Here is a 24,919-nt window from a genome sequence, read left to right as displayed (position 1 = left end):
AAACTGTTGATTAGTGTCGTAAAAATAAAAAAAAGCGGCACAGGTGCCGCTTTATTGTATATAGTTTAACGAAAAAGGAAATTAAACTGTCATAATTTCTTTTTCTTTTTTCGCTAAAATTTCATCGATTTTTTTGATGTGAGTGTCGGTCATTTCTTGAACATCTTCTTCCAAACTCTTTTTAAGGTCTTCAGAGATATCTAAGTTTTTTAAATCGTTGTTAGCATTTTTTCTGTCGTTACGCACTCCGATTTTTGCTTCTTCAGCAACTGCTTTTGCTTGCTTTGCTAAATCTTTTCTGCGTTCTTCAGTTAGTGGTGGTACGTTTATAATTACACTCTCCCCGTTGTTCATTGGGTTGAAACCTAGGTTTGCTAAGTGAATACCGCGTTCAATTTCTGGAATTAAGCCTTTTTCCCAAGGTTGAATAGAAATTGTCATTCCATCTGGAGTGCTAACATTTGCAACTTGGCTTAATGGAGTAGGACTACCGTAGTAATCTACCATTACACTTCCTACCATAGAAGGAGAAGCTTTTCCAGCGCGTATGTTTACTAGTTGTTTTTCAAGATGCTTTAGCGCATTTGCCATTGCTTCCTTAGTACCATCAATTATAAAGTCTATTTCGTCTTCCATATCTCGACTTAGTTCGATAACCGAACGTATTTATTATTTATAGTTTCTGTTTTTGAAAATTGAATAGTTCAAAATTAAGAATTTTAAACTCAAAACTCAATATTATTTTATAACACAAAAACCGCTTAAAGTGGCGTTAGCGTTATAAATTTACTTTTGTTCCAATATTTTCACCAGAAACTACTTTAAGTAAGTTTCCTTTGGTATTCATATCGAAAACAATGATTGGTAATTCGTTTTCTTGACTTAAAGTAAATGCAGTAGTGTCCATTACTTTTAATCCTTTTTGAAGCACGTCTTCAAAACTGATAAATTCAAATTTCTCTGCCAGTTTATCTTTTTCTGGATCGCTAGTATAAATACCATCTACGCGAGTTCCTTTTAAGATTACATCAGCTTGAATTTCTATTGCTCTTAAAACTGCAGCCGAATCTGTAGTGAAATATGGGTTTCCAGTACCTCCTCCAAAGATTACAACTCGACCTTTTTCCAAATGTCTAATTGCTTTACGACGAATAAAAGGCTCTGCAACCTCATTGATGTTAATAGCACTTTGTAATCGGGTTGGGATATCTTCATTTTCAAGTGCACTTTGTAATGCTAAGCCATTAATTACAGTGGCTAACATTCCCATATGATCACCTTGAACTCGATCCATTCCGCTGCTAGCGCCTGCCAAGCCTCTAAAGATGTTTCCGCCGCCAATAACTATAGCTACTTGTACACCTCTATCGGTTATTTGCTTAATTTCTTGAGCGTATTCTTTAAGACGAACTGGGTCTATCCCGTATTGTTGTTCGCCCATCAAGGCTTCCCCTGAAAGTTTTAATAATATTCTCTTGTAGTCCATAGTGTGGGTTTACTGCGGCAAAAATAAAGAAAAATATTGATGCACGATAACTAATTATTAAAAGTAGTTTTTGAAAAAATATAATACCACTTACAAGTTAACTGCTTTTAAATGATGACTTCTTGATTTTTTTTCGATAGAAAGGTAAACAGGCATACTAATCTTAAAAATCTCACATTATGAAAACATCAATATTTTATTTTTTATTGAGCGTGTCGTCTATTGTATTTGCTCAAAACAGCACTCCGTCTCAGGCTTATTTTAATCCTATTACTATTTCAGAAATAGAGTGTATTCCCGATGCGCATAGGCAGAATATTTTGCAAGAAATTGAAACCAATAAACGAGCAATTCTTGAAGTTAATCCAGAAATTTTTCAGTATAGAACAACTACACATCCGCTTTTTGAACTTCCATTTAAAGCAAAGTCAGGATTTAATGATTATGGATATTATTCATTATTCAATCAGGTAGATCACAATATAGCTCCTGGTGGTCAATTATTAGATTATAACTGCGGGGAAAGAACTTATGATTGGGCAACTGGAAATCACGCCGGAACAGATTATGTAGTGTGGCCATATCCATGGAAGAAAATGGAAGAAAATGTTATGGAGATAGTTGCCGCAGCTCCTGGAATAATAATTCAGAAGAAGGATGGATATTTTGATAAGAACTGTGTAAACAATGGGAACCCAAATTGGAACGGCGTTATTTTAGAACACTCCGATGGGTCGCAATCTTGGTATTGGCATTTTAAAGACGGAAGTACAACAACTAAAAACGTGGGTGATACCGTGGCAAGTGGTGAGTATTTAGGATTGGCCGGAAGCTCGGGAAGTAGCACAATTCCACATTTACATTTTGAAGTTCACGATGCTGCCGGAGATCTTATAGACCCATACGCTGGACCTTGTAATGACTTAAATTCTGATAGTTGGTGGATTGAGCAACCTGATTATATGGTTCCCGAAATACTTACGCTTTCTACTCATTATTCGGAAATATTAGATGATGACTGTGGAGAAATTGAAGGTACTTATGAAGAACTCAATTTCTTACCTGGCGAAACGATTTATTTTAAATTGTTCTATCGAGATATTCAAACAGGCGATATAACTAATATTCAAGTGAAGAAGCCTAACGGAAATATACTTTGGGATTACGATTTTATCTCGGAATGGCCTAATAATTTTGCTGCTTGGGCCTATTGGATTTGGCCTACAGACAGTACTTGGGAAGATGGCGTTTATAATGTGACAGTTACGTTTGGTGGAAAGACTTATGAAACTATTTTTGGAATAAATACCAATCTTTTGGTAAATGAACCTGAAATAAATGAGGTGTTAATATTCCCAAATCCTACATCAGATTTTATTAATGTTCAGAGTGTAGAAGAAATTAGCAGAATCTCGGTTTACGATTTGGCAGGGAGAGAAATTTCTAAACACTTTCCACAGTCGGTTAATACTACCATAGATTTTTCAGGATTTAACACTGGAATTTATTTGGTGAAAGTTGACTCGGCTGATAAGTCGCAAACTTTTAAAATAAGTAAGTTATAGGTTATTTTATGCTTTCTGTGTTTATCTAAATAAGAAAAAGTCGCTCCTCCTCAAAAGCGACTTTCCTTTATACCGAAATATTGAAAACACGGTTAGTTAGTTTTCTAATTATAAATTAATTATCCCCACAATTACTTTAATTTATCTCGGTATTGTTTTTTATAAAAATAGCCACGCCCCACCGTGGCTATCTTCATTATCAATTGAAAACTCAATTGAAGCTATGGTTTAAAATACTATTAACTAAACCAATATATATTACGATTTTAACCATAGCCAAATTTTATACCTTTTTAATTTGATTCATTATCGGCAACAAAATCTTTATTTAAAAGTGCGTTTGCCAATAATTACAAATCGAATATAAACTGTAAAAAATAATTAACTTAGATTCTTTAGTGAGTGCGATGTAATTTTTAGTGAATGAAAAATTAACTTTGAATTAGCTGTTTTAGCGTAGATTTTCGAGAGTTGCTAATAGGAATTTCTATGTTGTTTATAATTACAACATTTTTACACAACGCATCAACTTTTAATAAATTGATTATATAGGAACGATGTGTTTTAACAAACTTTTCTTGGTTGAGTTGAGAGGATAAGTACTTGAGCGTTTTAGGGACTAAATACTTACGTGTGGTAGTTATAACATAGCAGTAATTGTCATAGGCTTTCAGGTAGAGAATTTGTGATTGCTTTATTTTATAAAGTTCATTATCTGCTGAAAAAGAAAGAAATTCTTCATCGTGAATATAGTTATTCCAAGCAATTTCAATATTACTTCGCAATCCATTTTCAGTATATGGTTTTACAATATACCCCAATGGGCGCGTTTGCTTAACCCTTTTTATGGTATGCGGATCTGTTTGAGACGTTAGGTACAAATAAGGTTTGTTAAGCATGTCTAGGTTTTCTGCTAGATCAACACCGTCTTTTTCACCATCGAGTTGAATATCTACTAAAACAAGATCTGGTTTGTTGCTTTTAATTTCGGTTAATGCTTCGTCCACATTATCGGCATGTCCGCAAACACTGTATCCATTTTTCTGCAAAATAGACTCTAAGGTTATTGCGATTATCGGATCGTCTTCAACTATGTATATATTTAATTTACTCAAAATATTTAGCTTAGTTTAATCAAAGTATTTCAAACTTTTTAATTTTTAAAATTACTTCAGTGCCTTTATTTACTGTCGAATTATAATCTAAAGTAGCTTTTAGTTTTTTTGATAATGCCTTCATTAATTTAATTCCGAATGAGGTATCTTTAATTTCGCCTTCAAAACCCTGTCCATTATCAAGAACCTTTAACACAAGCTCGTCATCTATTTTTCTGAAATCAATTAAAAGAATGCTTTCTGGTTTAATAGTTTTATAAGCGTGTTTTAAAACATTGACAATTAATTCGTTTAAAATTAAACCTATAGGGGTTATTGTTTCAATACTCAATACTATAGGTTCAATATTTAATTTGTAAGGTAAAACTTCACTTTTAAATTGATGTGTTTCAAAAATATCTTTGGTTAATGCTTCCAAATATTCTTTACTGTTAATCCCTACTAATTGGTCTTTGTTGTAAAGTCTTTGATGAATTAACACCATCGACTTCACTCTGTTTTGAGCTTCACGAAGGGCAACTTGTGCTTTTTTATCTTCCATGCTTTCGGACTGAAGATAGAGGAGTGATGAAACTATTTGGAAGCTATTTTTTACACGGTGATGAGTTTCTTTTAACAGCACGTTTTTCTCGTCAATAGTAGCTTCTAGTAGTTTTTTCTGTTTTGCCAAAGAGCGGTTTTTCTTTCTGTTTTTATAAAAGAAAAACCCTAAAAATCCTGCAAATAGAAAACCTATGCCTGAAAGAACACCATAAAGTTGACTTTCTTTTTTACGTGCCGATATTTCGGCATTTTTAAGTGCAGAAGTTTTATTGAATTCAAACTGCATTTCCTGTTGGGTTTGTTTTCTAATGTTTTTCTCATTAAAAATAGTTTCTCTAGCATCGACAAATAATTCAAAATTTTCAAGCGATTTGCTTAGGTCGGCAGTGCTTTTATATGCTGTGTACAAACAGTTACATGCTTTGGAAAATACTTGTATTCCATCAGACATGGAAGTCATTGCTTTGGCTTTTTCGCAATCGGCAATTGCTTGCGAATATTCTCCCTGCTTTAAAAATAAGTCGCCTCTATAAGCTAGTGTTTCTGCTAGTCGGCCAGACATATTATTGCTTTCATAAAAGGCGATCGAAGTGTTTAGATAGGGCAAGGCATCTTCAAAATTGTTCATGTTTGTGTGCGCAATTCCTATGTTTAAATCTGAATTTACTAGCATTACAGGAGGTGCGTTACCTTTTTCCTTTAATTCTTTTCCTTTGAGAAAAGCTTCTAATGCTTGTTCGTGTTTGTTAGTTTTTAAAAACAAATCACCTTTGTTAGTAATGAAAACTCCAGCAGCTATGTATGATTTGTCGTTTAAGGCATCTTTATACCCTTTGTCATAATAAATGGAGGCCTTGTCGTACTCTTCCATTTGATTATAGAAATTAGCAATACTATTGTCTAGGGACAATCGCTCTTTTTTTAATTTTCTAAGATCTAGATCATTTAGCTTGTTGGTATCTACTTTATCTAAAAATTCCTGTGCTTTAAGGGTTAGTGCAAGTGCCTGTGGCATATCTCCCTTTATTCTATAAACGCCACCCTCAGTATTGTACAATGAAGACTTTAAGAATGGCAAATCCTCTTCCTCAATTAAGGATTTTGATTTTTCGATATAATAAAGTGATGAATCTAACTTCGAATTGTAGTAATAGTAGTTTCCGTAAAAATAATATGTTGTGGCGAGAAGCTTGGGAGTATTGCTTATGGTAGAAACTTCTTCCGCTTTTTTGATGAGCTTTTCACTTCCCGCTCCATATCGTAAATTGCTAATAAAAGTGTTTAATGCTGTTATTTTTTCATCTGCTGAAGATAAGCTTTCAGTGACCTTTAAAAGAGAATCTATAACCGCAGCATTAGTTTCTGGATTTTTTTGTGAAAATCCAGAAAAGCCGATAATAATAGCTAAAAAAAGAAGTGAGGTTCTCAATATTTAGTATTCTGATTCTAAAATACTAAAATAATATTTAACAGCTTTATAGCACTGAGATTATATAAAGGGATGGGGCACTAAACTATTTTATTGCTTATAATATTATATGGCTTAAAAACATGCCGTTTTTGATAATCGTTAAAATAAAGTGAAGTTTGCGATAAAGGTTTTCCAGTCTTGTTACTTTTAAAAATTCTATCTACACTATGCGTTGGTTTATTTTTATTTCAGTTTATATTCTCGTTGATATTTATGCCTTTCAGGCTGTGAAAACACTTACTAGAAATCCCTTTGTTTACGGTATTTATGTTTTGCTGTCACTAGCTGTTTTGGGAGCTTTAATTTATGAGCTGTCGGCAATGGGAGCAGGAAAGAACATGGGGATAAGCACTATGTATGTATTTGGAGCTTTCCTTGCGCTATTTGTTCCAAAATTACTGCTCGTTATTTTTATGTTTGCTGAAGATATAGGGAGGTTTTTTGTGGGTACTTATATGAAAGTAGCAGGAAGCAGTGAAACACCATTTATGGCTTCGCGAAGAAAGTTTGTAAGTACACTCGCCTTGGGAATTGCTGCTATTCCATTTGCCTCTTTAATTTATGGAATGATTCAAGGGAGGTACAATTACAAAGTTTTAAAATACGCATTAGAATTTGACGACTTACCTGATGAGTTTGATGGGTTTACACTTACACAAATTAGCGATGTTCACATTGGCAGTTTTAGCAATAGAAACAAGGTTGAATACGCCGTTAATCTTATCAACGAACAGCAAAGTGATATGGTTGTGTTTACAGGGGATTTGGTAAATAATCTCGCTGAAGAAATGGACGATTGGAAAGGGTTGTTTAGCACATTAAAAGCCCCACACGGTGTTTTCTCGGTTTTAGGAAATCACGATTATGGCGATTATGTAAAGTGGAATAGTGCTTCAGAAAAAATAGAAAACCTTAACAGGCTAAAATCAAGCCAAAGAGAAATGGGCTGGGATTTGCTTTTGAATGAGAACCGATTTATTACTAAAAACGGTCAGAAAATAGCTTTGGTAGGAGTTGAAAATTGGGGAGAAAACGGTTTTAAAAAAGCAGGGGATCTCGACAAAGCTTGTGAAGGAATTTCAAAAGAAGATTTTAAAATCCTTTTAAGTCACGATCCCTCACATTGGCAATCTGAAGTAAAAAAAGACCCACGAAACTTTCACCTTACTCTCAGCGGTCATACACATGGGATGCAGTTTGGTATTGATATTCCTGGAGTTTTTAAATGGAGCCCAATAAAGTACAGGTATGAAAATTGGGCAGGAATTTATCAAGATTTTGGAAGATATATAAACGTAAATCGAGGTTTTGGATTTCTAGGTTATCCAGGAAGAATGGGGATGTGGCCGGAAATAACTGTGATTAAACTTAAAAAAGGTCAAACTCAAACTAAAAGCAGTAAAAATTTAAGAGAAGCCTAACTAATTAATTGTTATCTTGTAAAGTGGTTAAGTGAAACACACCAAACTATTCCTAAGCATACATTACAGGTGCTACGTAACATTAGGAAGTTATTTTATTATATTTGTAATACATTGTTCAACTAATACATTAGATGAATGTCGAAATTCGGAGAATTAATTGAAAGCCGCACTCCAGTGCTATTAAACTTTTATGCAGAATGGGATGAAACTTCTAAAAAGATGCATCCAGTATTGCGTGAAGTAGCCACTGCTTTAGGAGAAAATGCACGCGTCATAAAAATAGATGTAGAAAAAAACAAGGAACTTTCTGATGCTTTACGCGTTAAAAACCTTCCTACATTTATGATTTATAAAGATGCAGAGATGAAATGGCGACAAGGAGGTGAACAAGATGCCGATACTCTTATCGGACTTATTAAAGAATATATTTAGTTGCTAAAGATTTGTTTTTAGTAACTATATATTAAAGTGAGGCACACTTCCAGCCTTTTTCAGAGATATAACGCAATACTTTAGGTAAAGTATACCTGAGATTTTTCTCGGCTTTTAAACTGTCGTGAAATACCACAACACTTCCAGGCTTTATGTTTTTCAGTACATTTTGAAGACACTTTTCCTTTGAAATGGAAGCGTCGTAATCAAAACTTATTATATCCCACATTACAATTTTATAGCCTTTCTTCTGAAGTATTTTAGCTTGTTTTGAAGTTATTCTCCCATAAGGAGGTCTAAATAACTTTGAGCCAAATGACTTCTGATCCATACCACTAATTTGTTTTATGGTATCGAGTATTTGCTTAGAGGCTTTTTCGGTATTTTCGATATAATTTGAAGTTTTTGTCTTCCATCCGTTTAAATGGTTGTAGGTGTGATTCCCTACTGTATGACCTTCAGAAATTACATTTTTAAAAACCTCAGGATGCTTTTGAATGTTGTTGCCAATACAAAAGAAGGTTGCTTTGGCTTGGTGTTTCTTTAGTTCGTTTAACACCCAAGGCGTAACTTCAGGAATAGGGCCGTCGTCAAAAGTGAGGTAAACTGAATTTTTAGCACGCGAAAATGCCCAAATCCGTTCAGGGTATAACCGCTGAATAAACCTGGGCATTTTTACGATTTTAAATTTCAATTTTTAAAGTTGAATAAGCTTAAACAATGTTATAAATGCTATTCTTAATTTTAAAGTCTGTTCTTGTTGAAGGTTTCCTTTCAACAAACCAAATACTTAAATTTAGTTTACCGGCAATTCCTCTTCAACAGCTTCAGAAGGTTGCAGCTGCATATTTTCTAGTAAGCTAGAATCTAATTCCACTTCAAGAGTTTCTTTAGCTTCCATTTCTCGATCTAAGTCAATCGCTTCATCTGGAGTATAGAAATGACGGAACATCTTTAAATAATCGTTGAATTTTTTTGCTTCAGACCTGGCAAACTCTTCATCGTCGTAAATAATCACAAACTGAATTAAACTCCTGTAGCGCTCCATATCACTTATGATATCGGAAGCAATATTGCGTTGTCTATTAAACTTAAGACCGTTGTAGTAAATAAGATGTTCTTGGTAAATCTTAGTAACATCATTATATACTTGACGCGCTTTTTCTTTTTTACCTAATTCGTAATATCCTATAACAAAAGGCTCCAGGAGCGAGTAGTATTCAAAATACTTCACCGGCATTTTTTCCATCCCAAGGTCTAGTACTTTTTCAGCTTTTTCTTCTTTCCCTTCATTAATTAAGGTTTCTGCAAGACGCGCTAAATTACTTCGGTAGGTAATACCATTTCTCCGTGTTTCAGTATCGTGATAGATATCCGGGCTACCGCTATTACCCCAATCCCAAGACATAACGATATCGTACATCTTATCGCTGTCTATACGACCCATTTCATAAGGGTTGCGGTTGTTCATTGGTGTTTTAATTGGTACTAATTTATACACTACACCTTCAAGCTGTAGGTATTCTTTCATCCAGATGTAATCGTCGTCACCAAAGCTTCCACCACTAAAGTAGATTGGTCGCTCCCAATTGTTGTTTGCGATTATATCCAACATCATCATACGGTTTTTGTAGATAACGTCATCTTTTACATTAATATCGATATAAGGAACAATTTTATCGGCGTCTTTAGCGTCAACAATTCCGTTTCTTAAAACTGCTTCCTTATCTACAGGAATGCGAATTACTTTTGAAGGGAATGTATGCACTTGTTGACCATTTTGTAATTGCATTTGCGTGGCAGGACTGTCGCTTGCAACAAAATTCATCCAAGTTTTAATGTCAATAGTATCTTGATTTGTTCTTTGGTGAATAAGGAAATCGCGAGTACCCGCTTTATATTTGTGATGGGTTAATTGTGAGGGTATTGGGTCGCTGGTGAAAGCTTTTTTCTTCATATCGTCTATATACCAATCCGTTTGGAATAAACTTGTGTTTACCACACGCACATCTTGACGATAACCCTCCACATTCTGAATATACCAAAGGGCAAAAGTGTCGTTATCTCCAATAGTAAATACAATTCCATTTTCATCGCAGGAATCTAAGTACATTTTCCCCATTGCTTGGGCAGTGTAGCGGTTGCTACGATCGTGATCGTCCCAGTTTTGTGATGCCAATAATATAGGCGCTGCCAAAGCAGTAGCAATCATTACCACCGGAAGTGCAATTTTAGGTTTTATATATTCCTTTGCAAGATCGAAAAGGGCATAGGCACCATAACCAATCCACATTGCAAACACATAAAAACTACCCACTAAAGCATAATCTCTTTCACGAGGTTCGAAGGGTCGTTCGTTGAGGTAAACTTTTAGGGCAAGTCCGGTAAACAGGAAGAACACTAATAATACCCAAAAGCTCTTTTGATCGTTTTTAAAATGAAAAACTAAGCCTATAATTCCTAGAATAAGGGGAAGGAAAAAGTAAGTATTTCGTGCTTTATTGTTTTTTATATCGCTTGGCAAGTTGTCTTGGCTTCCTAAGCGGAGTTCGTCTATAAACTTAATTCCACTCAGCCAATTCCCGTGTAGATCGGTGTACTGACCTTGGATGTCGTCTTGTCTACCTGTGAAATTCCACATAAAGTAGCGCCAATACATATATCCAAATTGATATTCGAACATAAACTTCATATTCTGAAGAAAGGTAGGCCTCTTAATATCTAAAAACTGACCGAAATTCTTTAGGAATTTGTCGAAGTCCTTGGTATCAACCAAACCTTGAGCGTGAGCTTGTTTAAATTTATTTACTTCATCAATCAATCTAGGCTCGTTTAGATATTCAGCTTTAACCGAAAAATCTAATCCGCCAGTAAACTCCATATAGTTGGCGCTGTGTTCGGTGCTCCACATACGTGGTAAAAATCCTTTTTGGGCGTCATCTGTGTTTTGACTTGCGTTTTTGTAATTGTTTACAATAACATATTTCCCGGTAGCTTCATCTTTTTCGTAATTTGGCTTATCGTCCTTATACGGATTGTTTTCATCTAGACCTACATAGCTTTCAGTGAAATGTGGTCCATAAAACAAATGTGTTTCTGGATACTGCTCCCTATTGTAATACGCTAAGAGTTCACGGGCGTTGTTTGGGTTGTTCTCATTAATTACTGTTCCTGCATTAGCACGGATTGGAAGCATTAACCAGCTGCTAAATCCAATAAAGATAAAAAGCACACAAAGCAGAATTGTATTAAGTTGTACAAAACCTTTTTTACGTGTTAATCGCAAGGTGTAGATAAATACTACAACGAAAAGTAAAGCAGCTATTATGGTTCCGGAGTTAAAAGGAAGGCCTACGCTGTTTACAAAAAACACTTCGGAAGCACTAAAGAATTTCATAGACATTGGTAGCAATAGCTTAAAGATAAAGAGTAGGATGGCTACAGTAACTACGTTTGCAATGATAAAATTCTTGATTGTAACTGTTTTGTAATGCTTAAAGAAGTATAAGAAACCTATAGCAGGAATGGTAAGTAGCGCCATAAAGTGCACCCCAAATGAAAGTCCGATAATAAAGGCAATAAGAATTACCCATCGATTCCCTCTTGGTTCAAGCATTTCGCGTTCCCAACGAAGCGCGGTGTAAAACAAAACCGACATTAGAAAAGCCGCACTTGCATATACTTCGGCTTCTACTGCGTTAAACCAGAAGCTATCTGTAAAAGCAAAGGCTAAAGCACCAACAGCAGCACTTCCTAAGATTGCTAAAGCGTTGGTTTTTTCTATTTCTTGTTTTTTAGAAATTAGATTGGTCATCAATATTGTAAGCGACCAAAACATAAATAATATGGTAAATGCACTTGAGAATACCGACATTAGGTTAATGGTAAGTGCGATATATGTGGCATCTGGTGCGAATATTGAGAAAAATGCCCCAAGTAATTGGTATAATGGAGCACCTGGAGGGTGACCTACCTCAAGGTTACTTGAAGTGGTAATATATTCGCCAGCATCCCAAAAGCTTGCTGTAGGTTCTACTGTAAGCCAGTAAGTAGTAAGCGCTATAGCAAAAACAATCCAACCTGTGATATTGTTCCATTTTTTAAAGTTGAAAGGACCCATAAGTACATTTAAAGTTTTGATGGCACGAATTTACTAATAATATATATAGCTTACATAGGTAAATGGTGTAACGTTCAAATTGCTATGTTATTTTTTTAGGAGTAAAAATTGAAATTAAAAAAAGAAGGTGAAATTTTTTTCGAAAAAGTTTGTACAAGCCAAAATATGTATTAAATTTGCAACCTCATTATGGAAATGGCCCATGGTGTAACTGGCAACACGTCTGGTTTTGGTCCAGAAGAGTCTAGGTTCGAGCCCTAGTGGGCCAACAAAAGTCCCGATCTTTTTAAGGTTGGGACTTTTTTATTTTAGGCTATTTATTGAATATTTCAATTTCGGCCCATGTGACTGTGGGTGGCATGACCTAAAGGCTATAAGCTTTTAGGTTATGCCGTTCCCCATTTGGCGTCCTAATCTTTTTAAGGTTGGGACTTTTTTATTTTAGGCTATTTATTGAATATTTCAATTTCGGCCCACGTGACTGTGGGTGGCATGACCTAAAGGCTATAAGCTTTTAGGTTATGCCGTTCCCCATTTGGCGTCCTAATCTTTTTAAGGTTGGGACTTTTTTATTTTAGGCTATTTATTGAATATTTCAATTTCGGCCCATGTGACTGTGGGTGGCATGACCTAAAGGCTATAAGCTTTTAGGTTATGCCGTTCCCCATTTGGCGTCCTAATCTTTTTAAGGTTGGGACTTTTTTATTTTAGGCTATTTATTGAATATTTCAATTCACACACAACTTTTGAGAATGATCCGTTTTTAGGTTTTATTCTTCTCTTTTTATGATTTATATTGCAAATAAAACATTTCACATAAAACTTCAGAAGGCTACATCACCAAATTTGTAGAAGTAGGTTTAATTCACAGAGAAAAGCACAATAACTATCTTGTAATTGAAACCAAATAAAAATTTAGTAAATTCGCATATCGCGAATCGCGAATTACAAATGTACAAGTAATGAAAAAACATAGCGGAATGCGCCCTCACGACATAGTTATATTATTGAAAATTATAGCCAAAGGAAAGGAACAATGGTATATGAAAGATATAGCTAATGAACTTTATATAAGTCAAAGTGAAGTAAGCGAGTCATTAAACAGAAGTGTGATGGCAGGTTTAATCGCAAGTAATAAGAAAAGAGTACTAATGTCAGCAGTTCAAGAATTTGTGTTTTTTGGCCTCAAGTATGTGTATCCTCAAAAGCCTGGAGCAATGGTAAGAGGTATCGTTACGGCTCATAGTGCTATGCCTTTGATAAATAAGATTCAAAGTAACCAAAATTTTGTTTGGCCATATAGCGAAGGGAGTCAAAGAGGTTTTTCTGTTGAACCATTACATCCAAATGTTCCAAAGGCTTGTTTAAAGGATGTAAAACTTTATGAATTATTAGCTTTATTAGACGCTATACGTTTAGGTAATGTAAGAGAACAGAAAATGGCTATGGATGAATTAAAAGAGAGACTTAATTAGTATGAAAAATACTATCATAAATAGAAAAGTTATCCAAAAGGTTGCTAAAGCTCTAGGAGACCTAAATAGTCAAGTAATTTATGTAGGAGGAGCAACAGTAAGTCTATACATTAATGACCCAGCAGCAGATGATGTACGTCCTACAAAGGATATTGATATTAGTATAAAAGTAGCTTCCGTAGCTCATTTAGAAGAAATAAGGGAAGAACTATCTAAAAGAGGTTTTAAACAAACTGCCGATTTAGATGTTATATGTCGCTTTAAATTTGATGATGTTTTGGTTGATGTTATGGCAACAAAACCTGTAGGTTGGGCACCAGCTAATCCTTGGTTTGAAGGTGGCTTTGATAATTTACAACAAGTAGATATTGATGGTTTAACCATTCAAATAATGCCATTGAGTTATTTTTTAGCAAGTAAATTTACAGCACATTTAGATCGTGGTGGTTCCGATCCTCGATTTAGTCACGATTTTGAAGATATAACCTATATTTTAGACAATCGTACAGATTGGCACGAGATAGTGTGTGACGAAAAAGGAGAAGTAAAAACATTCCTTTTGGAACAGTTAAAATCTATAAAAAATAGTCCAAAGCTTCAAGAGGCTATGCTTGCAAATCTTTTTTATGAGACCCAAGAAGAAAGGTTTCAAATGATAATGGAAAAAATCGATTTTTGCTTGAAACCTTAATTCATTTACATAAGAATTTTAGGTTTTCAAGAATAAACTTGAAATTAAAATTTTCTTACGGAAAACCGTATCAATATTAAAGTGTTAAAAACTACTTTTATTTTTCCATTTGCCTTTACAGAGCAAGGTGTAGTCATGCTATCAAACGTGCTTAACAGTAAAAAAGCAATCGATAGATATAGCCATTATTAAAGCTTTTGTCAAGTCAGATTAAAATCATATTTTTAGTTTTTTTTCAAAAAAGTAGCTACCTAATGTCTGAAGATCATAAAAAACAACTCGAACAACAACTTTGGAATATTGCCAACACCCTTAGAGGTAAAATGAACGCCGATGAGTTCCGCGATTATATTTTAGGGTTTATTTTCTACAAGTATTTATCCGAACGCATGGAGATTTATGCGAACACTATTTTAAAACCAGACGGTTTAGTGTTCACTGATATAGACGAAAATTCTGAAAATGGCAAGGAATATATTGCAGCCATTCGAGAAGAAGCTTTGGAAAAACTAGGCTACTTTTTAAAACCTTCAGAACTGTTTAGCGCAGTGGCCAAACGTGGGAATCACAATGAGGAAATTGCTTTAGATTTAGCTGCCGAAGAAGTTCATAGCTACAACACCAAGCATAACTTTATACTCGAAGATTTACAGAAAATCTTAAACAACGTACAAAACAGTACGATGGGAACGGAGAGTGAAGAAGATTTCGACAACCTCTTTGAGGATATGGATCTAAACTCTACCAAGCTAGGGAAAACACCAGAAGCCCGAAATGAAATTATTGCTAAAGTTCTAGCTCATTTAGATAAAATAGATTTTAAATTAGAGCAAACTGAACTTGATGTTCTTGGCGATGCTTATGAATATCTTATTGGCAAATTTGCCAGTGGTGCAGGTAAAAAGGCAGGCGAATTTTACACGCCCCAAGAAGTGAGTATGGTTTTAGCAAAGTTGGTTACAACAGGAAAAACCAAACTTAGATCTGTGTATGACCCAACCTGTGGTAGTGGCTCATTGCTCTTGCGGGTTGCGAAGGAAGTGGAAGAAGTAACCAACTTTTACGGACAAGAACTTAACCGCACCACCTACAACTTGGCGCGAATGAATATGATCTTGCACGGCGTGCATTATCGTGATTTTGATATTAAACAAGAAGACACCTTAGAGCATCCACAGCATTTAGATCTCCGTTTTGAAGCCATTGTTGCAAATCCTCCTTTTTCTGCTAATTGGAGTGCCAACCAGCTTTTTATGAGTGATGACAGATTTAGCCAATACGGCAAACTCGCACCCAAGAGCAAGGCCGATTTCGCCTTTGTGCAACATATGATATATCAGCTTGCCGAAAATGGACAAATGGCAGTAGTGTTGCCGCACGGCGCGTTATTTAGAGGTGGAGCCGAAGGACTTATTCGGGAATACCTTATCAAAGAGAAAAACTATTTGGATGCGGTAATTGGCTTACCAGCAAACATATTCTACGGCACCAGTATTCCTACCTGTATTTTGGTGTTTAAAAAGTGTAAAGAAAACCCAGACGATATACTGTTTATCGATGCCAGCGAACATTACGAGAAGGTGAAAACCCAAAATATGTTGCGTGACAGCGATATAGAAAAAATAGTCAACACCTACCGCAATCGTACGAGCGAAGATAAATACAGTTATGTAGCCTCTTTAGATGAAGTAGCTGAGAATGACTACAACTTAAACATTCCACGCTATGTAGATACCTTTGAAGAAGAAGAACCTGTGGATATTAAAGCTGTAGCCGAAGAAATACAGGCTTTAGATGCTAATTTAAAAGAAACTGACGCCCTTATCGCTTCATTCTGTGCCGAATTGAATATTAAAACTCCTTTTTAAGATGCAGAACGAAAAACGATTAGTGCCAGAATTGAGATTTCCGGAGTTTAAAGAGGATTGGGAAAGATCACATTTAAATAATGTTACCTCTTATGTAGATTATAGAGGAAGGGCACCTCAAAAGTCTGAACAAGGTCATTTTTTGGTTACAGCTAAAAATATTAAGAAAGGATTTATCGATTATAATTGTTCGAAAGAATATGTAGACAAGATAGATTACTCGACAGTAATGAGTAAAGGCAGGCCAAGGATTGGTGATGTGTTATTTACAACTGAAGCACCAATGGGTAATGTAGCTCAGGTTAATTTGGAAAACATAGCTCTAGCTCAAAGAGTGATTAAATTCAGAGGAAATGATAATCTTACCAACTCATATTTACTGTACTATATGCTTTCATCTGTTTTTCAAAAAGCTATAAATAAAAAAGCTATAGGCACAACCGTTCAAGGGATATCTGGCAAGGAATTGCATAAAACGAAGATTTCATATCCAGGTTTAAAAGAACAACAAAAAATAGCCACATTCCTAACGGCCATAGACAACCGCCTGCAAAGCTTAGAAAAAAAGAAAAGCCTGTTGGAGGAGTATAAAAAAGGCCTGACGCAGCAGCTATTTAAGCAGGAGTTGCGATTTAGGCCAGCACTGAGCGGAGCCGAAGTGGATGATGAAGGCAAGGATTTTCCTGATTGGGAGAAGAAGAAGTTGGGAACATTATTGGATTATGAACAGCCTACAAAGTACATTGTTAACTCAACCGAATATAATGATAAATATAAAACTCCAGTTTTAACCGCTGGAAAATCATTCATTTTAGGCTATACAAACGAAACTGAAAATATTTATCAATCATTTCCTGTTATTATTTTTGATGATTTTACAATGGCTACCCAATTTGTTGCTTTTCCTTTTAAAGTAAAATCATCCGCAATGAAAATTTTAAAAAATAATCCTGAGATATCTGATATAAGGTTTCTTTACAATGTTATGCAAATGATAAATTACCCAAAAGGTGATGAACATAAAAGGTTTTGGATTTCAGCATATTCAAAAATTAAAATTTCTTTTCCATGTTTAAAAGAACAAACCAAAATCGCCAATTTTTTATCCGCTATTGATAAAAAAATTGAATTGGTAGATAAGCAGATAGAAAAAACGAAAACCTATAAAAAAGGGTTGTTGCAGCAGATGTTTGTGTGATACAATAATTTGCAGTAAATACTAACGGTAATAAATTGCAGTAAAATATGTTAAAACATAGTCATATATCCCATATAGTTTGTATATTTGTACCAACAGTACACACCACGCTACCCATAAGAACAGCGTCCCAGGGTGTGTCTTTTGCTTTATATACCCTTCCTTTTTTGCTGTTTTTAATACTACCTTTCTATGTTTAGCAAAAAGGCATTCACCATAGAGGAGCAAATAAACCAACTTCAAAAACGTGGTTTAGAAATTCCAAATTACATAATCGCTGCAAAGTATTTGGCCAACATTAGCTATTACCGTTTAGGAGAATATTGGTATGTAATGCAAGAGAATAAAGAAGAGCATACCTTCAAGCCAAACAGTAAGTTTAAAGATGTAATTGCTTTGTATAATTTTGATGCAGAATTGCGCTTATTATTATTTGGCGTAATTGAAAAAATTGAAATTAGTTTACGCACCAAACTAATTTATCATTTATCGCATGAGATTGATCCTTGGTGGTTTTGCAATTCAGAGATTTTTAATGATCGTTTACAATTTTCTAAAACGCTTGCTAAAATAGAAGAAGAGATTACAAGAGCAAGAAGCAAAGATGTTACCATCAAAAGTCATTTTAAAAAATATAAAAATGATTTTAGGTTTCCACCAGCTTGGAAAAGTTTAGAGCAAGTGAGTTTCGGCAACTTATCAAAACTATATGGTAATTTAAAACATACTATAAAAGCAAAAGATACAATTGCCAAAGAATTTGGTGCTGTAAACCACACTTACTTACCAAGTTGGCTGCAATCAATTGCCCAAATAAGAAATTTTTGTGCGCATCATTCACGCTTATGGAATAGAAATTTACCAGCTACTGTAAAACTACTTCCTAAACCTCCAAATCCTTGGATTAATGAAAAAGAGAATGTACCTCGACAGCATGAATTTTCTAGGTTATATATACATATATGTTTAATGCAGTATTTATTAAATACAATTCAACCTAAGAATGGCTTTTCAACTCAATTAAACGAATTATTCAAAAAATACCCCAATGTAGATCCCAATGCTTTAGGAATAAAACCACAATGGCAAAAAGAACCACTTTGGAAATAAAGATATGAGTACACAAGCAGAACAAGTATTAGAAAATCAATTGGTAGCACAGCTATCAACCATCGGCTACACCAAAGTCAGCATTCCTGATGAAGCTGCATTATTGGCCAATCTAAAAATCCAATTAGAAAAGCACAACAAAACTACTTTTACAAATAATGAATTTGCCCGTATACTCAACATTCTAAGCAAAGGTTCTGTATTCGAAAAAGCAAAAACCCTTCGCGAGAAGCAACACATTGTCCGCGACAATGGCGATAACCTTTATTTTGAGTTTCTAAACACTGAACATTGGTGTCAAAACGAATACCAAGTTACCCAACAGGTTACTATGGAAGGCGATTACAAGAACAGATACGATGTTACGCTATTAATAAATGGTTTGCCTTTAGTGCAGATAGAACTAAAGCGTAGAGGTCTTGAAATGAAAGAAGCCTTTAACCAAATTAACCGCTACCAGCGGCATTCATTTGGCTCAAAGTCGGCATTGTTCCAGTACGTGCAAATCTTTGTAATCAGCAATGGTGTAAACACTAAATATTACGCTAATAATAGAAACCAATCCTTTAAACAGACCTTCTATTGGGCCGATAAGGAAAACAATAGATTAACCAATATTCTTAACGGTTTTACCAGTGAGTTTTTAGAGCCCTGCCACGTTTCTAAGATGATCTGTAAGTACATCGTGCTAAACGAAACCCATAAAATACTTATGGTGCTAAGGCCATATCAGTATTACGCGGTGGAAAGTATTATTGATAAAGTTCAGAATAGTAATCACAATGGCTATATCTGGCATACTACAGGCTCGGGAAAAACATTGACTTCTTTTAAGGCAAGTCAGATAATTATGAAACTACCACAGGTGAAAAAAGTGGTGTTTGTGGTTGATAGAAAAGACCTAGATTATCAAACCATAAAAGAGTTCAACAGCTTTTCCAAAGGTAGTGTAGATGGCACCGATGATACCAAAGCCTTAGTAAAGCAATTTAGTGATGATACACGGTTAATTGTCACTACTATTCAGAAACTAAATACTGCTATCAGCAAAAAGAAGTATCTGGCCAAGATGGAAAAATTGAAGGATGAACGCATTGTGTTTATTTTTGATGAATGCCATCGCAGTCAGTTTGGCGAAACTCATAACCGCATAAAAGCTTTCTTTAACGATCACCAAATGTTTGGTTTTACGGGCACTCCAATTTTTGCAGATAATGCTGTAAAAAATGAATTAGGAAAAAGAACCACCAAAGAACTTTTTGGCGAGTGCCTTCATAAATACGTAATTACCGATGCTATAAAAGATGAAAACGTTTTAAAGTTTTCAGTAGAATATGTAGGTAGATACAAGAAAAAAGAGAGTGCCACGGAAATAGACATTGAAGTAGAAGACATCGATCGCAAGGAGTTGATGGAATCTCCAAAACGTCTAGAGAAGATAGTAGATTACATTATTGCAAATCACGATCGCAAAACGCACGCGCGAGAATTTACAGCGCTGTTTTGTGTTAGTAGTACAGATATGCTGGTAGACTACTACGATATTTTTCAACGAAAGAAAGAAGAAGGAAAGCACAATCTTAAAATTGCAACCATTTTTAGTTATGTAGCCAACGAGGAAGATGCCGACGCCAATGGCTATATTCCAGACGAAATGGCAATGGCTGCAGAACCTGAAGGAATGTATGGTTTAAACCTGCATAAAAGAGATAAGCTCGAAAGTTATATTGGGCATTATAACCAAATGTTTGGTTCCAATTTCACAACTAAAAACAGCCAGTCTTTTTACAATTATTACAACGATATTTCAAAAAAAGTAAAAGAGCGTAAAATTGATATTCTACTGGTAGTAAATATGTTCCTTACTGGATTTGACAGCCCAACCTTAAATACTTTATACGTAGATAAAAACCTAAAGTATCACGGGTTAATACAAGCTTATTCTCGTACCAATAGAATTATCAACGAGTTAAAATCACAAGGAAACATCGTTGTTTTCCGAAACCTAAAGCAAGTTACAGACCAGGCCATCACACTCTTTAGTAATAAGGAAGCTATTGAGGTGATTATTATGGAACCCTATGAGGATTATGCCGAGAAGTTTAATGAAGCTTATAACAAGCTACTTGAAATCACGCCAACGGTTAATAGTGTAAACGATCTTGTAAGCGAAGAAGATGAATTGGAGTTTATTAAAGCGTTTAGAGAGTTAATGCGCTTAAAAAATACAATGACCACTTTTGCTAATTTCGATTGGGCAGACTTAGAAATGGAAGAGCAGCTGTTCAATGATTTCCGAAGTAAGTATTTGGATTTATGGCAGAAGGTAAAACAGGATCATAGCAAAGAAAAAGTTTCTATTCTTGAAGATGTAGATTTTGAATTGGAACTAATTCACCGTGACGACATCAATGTTTCTTATATATTGAAGTTGTTGGCAGATATGAAAGGCGCCAATAAAGAAGAACAAGAAGCAAAGAAAAAAGAAGTCGTGGATCTTTTAACAGGTGAAGCAAATCTAAGAAGTAAGCGCGAATTAATTGAAAAGTTTATTCAGGAGAATTTACCTGTCATAGAGGATTCAGATACCATTCCACAAGAGTTTGATAAGTTCTGGACAGAGGAGCAACAAAAAGCCTTTGAAGCTTTTGTAAAAGAAGAGCATCTATCTTCCGAAAAAACCCAAAAACTAATAGAGGACTATCTCTACGCCGAACGCGAGCCTTTGCGTGATGAACTCCTTGATTTAATTGATGGTGATAAACCATCTGTATTAAAAAGAAAATCTATTGGCGATAGACTTCTAAACAAGGTAGTGGAGTTTGTGGAGACATTCATTAATGGGATGGATGGTTAAAACAAAAATCACCTTACCATCTTACCTAGTCCTTTATTAATAAGGGGTTAAGCGATTTTATTTGCTAATTCAAGCTACTGTTATTGGCCTTAAACCATCAATATCAAGAACTTTCTTTTAATATCAATTTATATATTTAATCAGTACTAATTTTTATAAATATTCTACAAATAGAATCTTGAGTTCGCTAATGACCTCATCAGAATTCCTTTAAACACTTCCAACATTGCCCATTCAAGTTCCAATAAACGCTTTAAATAATTAATCCTCATTTAAGCCATCCTGATTTCTAATTTTTTAGTCTTATTCAACTCCTCTATAAAACCTTTTCCAAATAAAACTTGCTTTAGACTATTTAACGGTTTGTCAAAGGTTAAAATATCAAGTATTTAAGAAATAAATAAATGAAACCTAGTTAATTATGTTAAATGATTAATAATGAAATATATGTGTGTTTATTATTATAAAAATAATGAAAATTAGACAGTTCATTTTAAGTGGAAAAACATCGTAAAATTGGATGTTTCTGATTGACAGGTAGTTACTGAAAAAGCTTGATTTTACTATGGCTTAGAGCGTTTTTATTAAGAGGATTTTATTTTTTAAAAAAGATTTTAAAAGAATTGGTTTTTATCATAATTTATTCCTAAGTTTGAAAGGAATTAACATTAATTAACCTCGAATTATGAAAGTAAATTACTTATTCGCTGCTATTCTTACATCCCCTGCTCTTTCTTCAAAGCAAAAAATTTTAGCTTTTATTAATTCCTTAAAACCTTAATTTAAAAACACATTAAATCAATTTTTGTGCTATTAAATTAAGGAAGTCTAAATCGTCTTGCTAAAATTGTAAATCACAGAATTAACAAACTTGCAAAACGTACAACGGCGGTAGATGTAATTTCCAAAGACTCCATTCCAAAAATGTATCGAATGCTATTTAGTTGTAAAATGTTATAACTATATGAGTTAAGTTTTGATTGCTGTAATGTGTTACACAAATAAAAAATGGTAAGCCGTGCTTACTTCTTATAATAACTTAATTATTAATCCCAAATCTTTTAATTATGATGAAAAAAATACCAAAGTATTTATGCGGAACATGGCTTATGTCTACCATGTTGTTTTTCGGCGCAGTTCCGAATAGCGAGGCGCAAACAAATTTGAGTAGCTCTAAAGCTAATTCAAGTTGGACTAATTTTAATGAACGAACTAATGGTGTAGGAGAAGTTATCGTTAATGGAGTAGATCCAAATACGTTTACTTTCCAAAACGCGTCAACATCTTCTTACCCACGTACTCAAGCGACGGTTGTCTACGATAACGGACCTCTTGTAAATGTAGCTGGAACTCCAGATTTGAGTGTTTTAGAATCTATTACATTAGGAATGAACACCCTTGGTGGAAACGTTTCAAACGCAGCTGGATTTGGTTTTGCAGATGATTTTGAATTACTTGCTGAAACTGAAATCACTGAAATTACTGGGTATGCATACCAAACAGGTGCTACCTCCACTAGTATTAATGCAATGTATGTAACAATCTGGGATGGAGACCCAAGTGATGCAGCTTCTACTATAGTTTGGGGAGACCAAACAACTAATGTGTTCACTTCTGTAGAAGATATTAATACATTTAGAGTTGCGGAGGATGACCAAGGAGGTAGACAAAGAATGATTCAAAAAGTAAATGCTGCTATTACAGGTCTTACTTTAAGTGCTGGTACATACTGGTTAGAATATTCATTTGATGGTACCGGAGGGTCTGGACCTTGGCAGCCGCCGGTAGTGGTTTTAGGTGCTGATTCAACAGGAGACGCCCTTCAAAAATCTTCAACAGGATGGGGTCCTTGGTTGGATTCAGGAACTAGTACACCACAAGGAGTGCCATTCCAAATTCACGGTGAAGAAGCTGGTGGTGGCGGTGGTTGCGAATGGACAGTTATCGTTCAGGGTACTGGATTTGGTGATGAAGTTGAATGGGAGTTAAGAGAAGCTGGTGGTGCTGTATTGCTGTCTGGAGGCGGCTACGGTCAAGGCTACTACGACGAGCAAACAACAAATGCTGAGGGGCCGCTAGAGTTCTATATTAACTCTATTGGTACGTTTGGAGATAATACTCCAGCATACACCATTTTAACTGATGGGAACGAAATTTTAGACGGCGTTCTTCCAGGTGGTGAAGAAGCTACATTTAGCGACTTAAATTGTGACACTGGTGGTGGAACAATTACTTACTGTATACCTGAAGGAACAAACGATACTCGTTTTATAGACAACTTTAGTACGACTGGAGGTTCTGAGAATGTTTCAAATATGGCGTCTGGTTTCTCACCTGCCGGATATGGAGATTTCTATGATACACATACTGTAGCTCAAGAGCTTGGTGGTGAAGTTGAATTTGCTGTTGATGTGGAAGGTGGAACTGCTGGATTTAGAATTTGGGTAGACTGGAATCAAGATGGTGTTTTTGATACTACTACTGAAGTAGTTTACAACTCTACTTCATATGAGAACTCACATTCTGGGTCATTTACAGTGCCTGCTGATGCTTTAGAAGGAGATACTCGTATGCGTATTGCTAGCCATTGGTTAGATCCAAATGGAGATGTTGATCCTTGTGAAACTGGATTTAGTTACGGAGAATTTGAAGATTATAAATTCACTGTAGGAGCTGGTACTGGTGGTGGAGGTTACTGTATCCCTGTATTAGATTGTACAGATAACGATATGATTACTAATGTAACTTTCCAAGAAATAGACAATACTACTACTTGTAGCCCTGATGGATATGGCGATTATACTGCTATGTCTGGAACTGTTGCAGCAGGTGAAACGTACCCAATTTCGGTAAGTGTAGGAAATGGATGGGCAAGTGAGTCTGTATCTGTATGGATCGATTTTGACAACAGCGAAACTTTTGAGGAGTCTGAGTTTTTCTATATCGGAACTGGATCTGACGAAGCTTTAACTGGTGAATTAGCGATACCAGCTGGTCTTGCAGATGGAGATTACAGAATGAGAGTTCGTGTGGCAGCAGTAGGACAAACTACAGCTACTTGGGATATGTCTTGTGATGAAACTCAAGGATACGGAGAAACTGAAGATTATACCCTAACAGTAGACAGTACTGCAGGTGTGAATGATTTTTCATCAGTTAACTTTTCGTACTTCCCTAACCCAATGCAAAATGAACTTAACATTGCTTCAAACTTAAGCATTGAGTCAATTTCAGTGTACAACTTATTGGGTCAAGAAGTAATGAGCAGCGTAAACGTATCTAACGGTAAGGTTGATGTTTCTGCATTATCAACTGGAACTTTCTTATTCCGTGTTACTTTTGAAGGCGGATTAACAGAAAACTTCAAAGTTATAAAGCAGTAATTAATTTTTAGTTAAATTCAATTCAAGCTGCCTCCTATTAGGAGGCAGCTTTTTTTATTCTTTAGTTTATTTGAAGTAGATATTTAGCAAACAAAAATTTGCTAAGTCTATACGGTAAATACGTCTCGATATTATTTTAACGATTTAAATAATTTATTAGAAGATGATAACTATCTTTAAA

At 35.1% G+C, this 24,919-nt stretch carries 16 protein-coding genes and 1 tRNA gene; 11 read left to right on the top strand and 6 right to left on the bottom strand.

Annotation, left to right across the window (positions count from 1 at the left end; genetic code table 11):
- Positions 1 to 81: 81 nt before the first annotated feature.
- Entirely contained in the window at positions 82 to 636 is a 555-nt protein-coding gene (frr, locus tag H4O20_RS00670; RefSeq protein ID WP_139856143.1) for a ribosome recycling factor, read from the bottom strand.
- Positions 637 to 778: 142 nt separating this feature from the next.
- Entirely contained in the window at positions 779 to 1,486 is a 708-nt protein-coding gene (gene pyrH, locus H4O20_RS00665) for a UMP kinase (protein WP_139856142.1), read from the bottom strand.
- A 179-nt stretch (positions 1,487 to 1,665) separates the two neighbouring features.
- Here pyrH and H4O20_RS00660 point away from each other — a divergent pair, with 179 nt between their 5' ends.
- A complete protein-coding gene (locus H4O20_RS00660; protein WP_185097948.1) occupies positions 1,666 to 3,051 on the top strand; it encodes a T9SS type A sorting domain-containing protein in 1,386 nt (461 codons plus the stop codon).
- Positions 3,052 to 3,482: 431 nt separating this feature from the next.
- Here the strand turns inward: H4O20_RS00660 and H4O20_RS00655 are convergent, their stop codons facing one another.
- The gene (locus tag H4O20_RS00655; protein ID WP_185097947.1) at positions 3,483 to 4,166 is read right to left on the bottom strand and encodes a LytTR family DNA-binding domain-containing protein; all 684 of its coding nucleotides are present in this window, start codon (positions 4,164 to 4,166) and stop codon (positions 3,483 to 3,485) included.
- A 19-nt stretch (positions 4,167 to 4,185) separates the two neighbouring features.
- Positions 4,186 to 6,138, bottom strand: a complete 1,953-nt coding sequence (locus H4O20_RS00650) for a histidine kinase dimerization/phosphoacceptor domain -containing protein (RefSeq protein ID WP_185097946.1) — start codon at positions 6,136 to 6,138, stop codon at positions 4,186 to 4,188.
- A gap of 209 nt (positions 6,139 to 6,347) precedes the next feature.
- Here H4O20_RS00650 and H4O20_RS00645 point away from each other — a divergent pair, with 209 nt between their 5' ends.
- Both H4O20_RS00645 and H4O20_RS00640 read left to right on the top strand, forming a co-directional pair.
- Positions 6,348 to 7,601: a metallophosphoesterase gene (locus H4O20_RS00645; protein WP_185097945.1), complete on the top strand. Its 1,254-nt coding sequence runs from the start codon at positions 6,348 to 6,350 to the stop codon at positions 7,599 to 7,601.
- A gap of 138 nt (positions 7,602 to 7,739) precedes the next feature.
- Positions 7,740 to 8,036: a co-chaperone YbbN gene (locus tag H4O20_RS00640; protein ID WP_139856137.1), complete on the top strand. Its 297-nt coding sequence runs from the start codon at positions 7,740 to 7,742 to the stop codon at positions 8,034 to 8,036.
- A 31-nt stretch (positions 8,037 to 8,067) separates the two neighbouring features.
- On the opposite strand, the gene H4O20_RS00635 is transcribed toward H4O20_RS00640, so the two are convergent.
- On the bottom strand, positions 8,068 to 8,709 hold the full coding sequence (locus tag H4O20_RS00635; protein WP_185097944.1) for a polysaccharide deacetylase family protein: 642 nt from the start codon (positions 8,707 to 8,709) through the stop codon (positions 8,068 to 8,070).
- Between the two features lie 123 nt (positions 8,710 to 8,832).
- Positions 8,833 to 12,156, bottom strand: coding sequence for a DUF2723 domain-containing protein (locus H4O20_RS00630; protein WP_185097943.1), 3,324 nt, complete (start codon positions 12,154 to 12,156; stop codon positions 8,833 to 8,835).
- A 196-nt stretch (positions 12,157 to 12,352) separates the two neighbouring features.
- Between H4O20_RS00630 and H4O20_RS00625 the strand changes: the two genes are divergently transcribed.
- The 8 genes from H4O20_RS00625 to H4O20_RS00590 all read left to right on the top strand — a co-directional run bounded on the left by H4O20_RS00625 (position 12,353) and on the right by H4O20_RS00590 (position 24,738).
- A tRNA-Gln gene (locus tag H4O20_RS00625) sits at positions 12,353 to 12,425 on the top strand.
- Positions 12,426 to 13,118: 693 nt separating this feature from the next.
- Positions 13,119 to 13,631, top strand: a complete 513-nt coding sequence (locus tag H4O20_RS00620) for a hypothetical protein (protein WP_185097942.1) — start codon at positions 13,119 to 13,121, stop codon at positions 13,629 to 13,631.
- Position 13,632: 1 nt separating this feature from the next.
- Positions 13,633 to 14,322, top strand: a complete 690-nt coding sequence (locus H4O20_RS00615) for a nucleotidyl transferase AbiEii/AbiGii toxin family protein (RefSeq protein WP_185097941.1) — start codon at positions 13,633 to 13,635, stop codon at positions 14,320 to 14,322.
- A gap of 254 nt (positions 14,323 to 14,576) precedes the next feature.
- Positions 14,577 to 16,190 carry a type I restriction-modification system subunit M gene (locus tag H4O20_RS00610; protein WP_185097940.1) on the top strand — a complete coding sequence of 538 codons (1,614 nt, stop codon included), beginning with the start codon at positions 14,577 to 14,579 and terminating at the stop codon, positions 16,188 to 16,190.
- A 1-nt stretch (position 16,191) separates the two neighbouring features.
- Positions 16,192 to 17,388, top strand: coding sequence for a restriction endonuclease subunit S (locus H4O20_RS00605; RefSeq protein WP_185097939.1), 1,197 nt, complete (start codon positions 16,192 to 16,194; stop codon positions 17,386 to 17,388).
- Positions 17,389 to 17,580: 192 nt separating this feature from the next.
- On the top strand, positions 17,581 to 18,498 hold the full coding sequence (locus tag H4O20_RS00600) for an Abi family protein (RefSeq protein WP_185097938.1): 918 nt from the start codon (positions 17,581 to 17,583) through the stop codon (positions 18,496 to 18,498).
- Positions 18,499 to 18,502: 4 nt separating this feature from the next.
- Positions 18,503 to 21,355: a type I restriction endonuclease subunit R gene (locus tag H4O20_RS00595; RefSeq protein WP_185097937.1), complete on the top strand. Its 2,853-nt coding sequence runs from the start codon at positions 18,503 to 18,505 to the stop codon at positions 21,353 to 21,355.
- 1,067 nt (positions 21,356 to 22,422) lie between these two features.
- Positions 22,423 to 24,738: a GEVED domain-containing protein gene (locus tag H4O20_RS00590; protein WP_185097936.1), complete on the top strand. Its 2,316-nt coding sequence runs from the start codon at positions 22,423 to 22,425 to the stop codon at positions 24,736 to 24,738.
- Positions 24,739 to 24,919 lie beyond the last annotated feature (181 nt).

The sequence above is a fragment of the Aequorivita sp. 609 genome (genome assembly GCF_014212065.1).
Lineage (GTDB): Bacteria > Bacteroidota > Bacteroidia > Flavobacteriales > Flavobacteriaceae > Aequorivita > Aequorivita sinensis.
The sequence above is the reverse complement of the archived record's forward strand: the minus strand, read 5'-3'. Positions and strand labels throughout refer to the sequence as shown.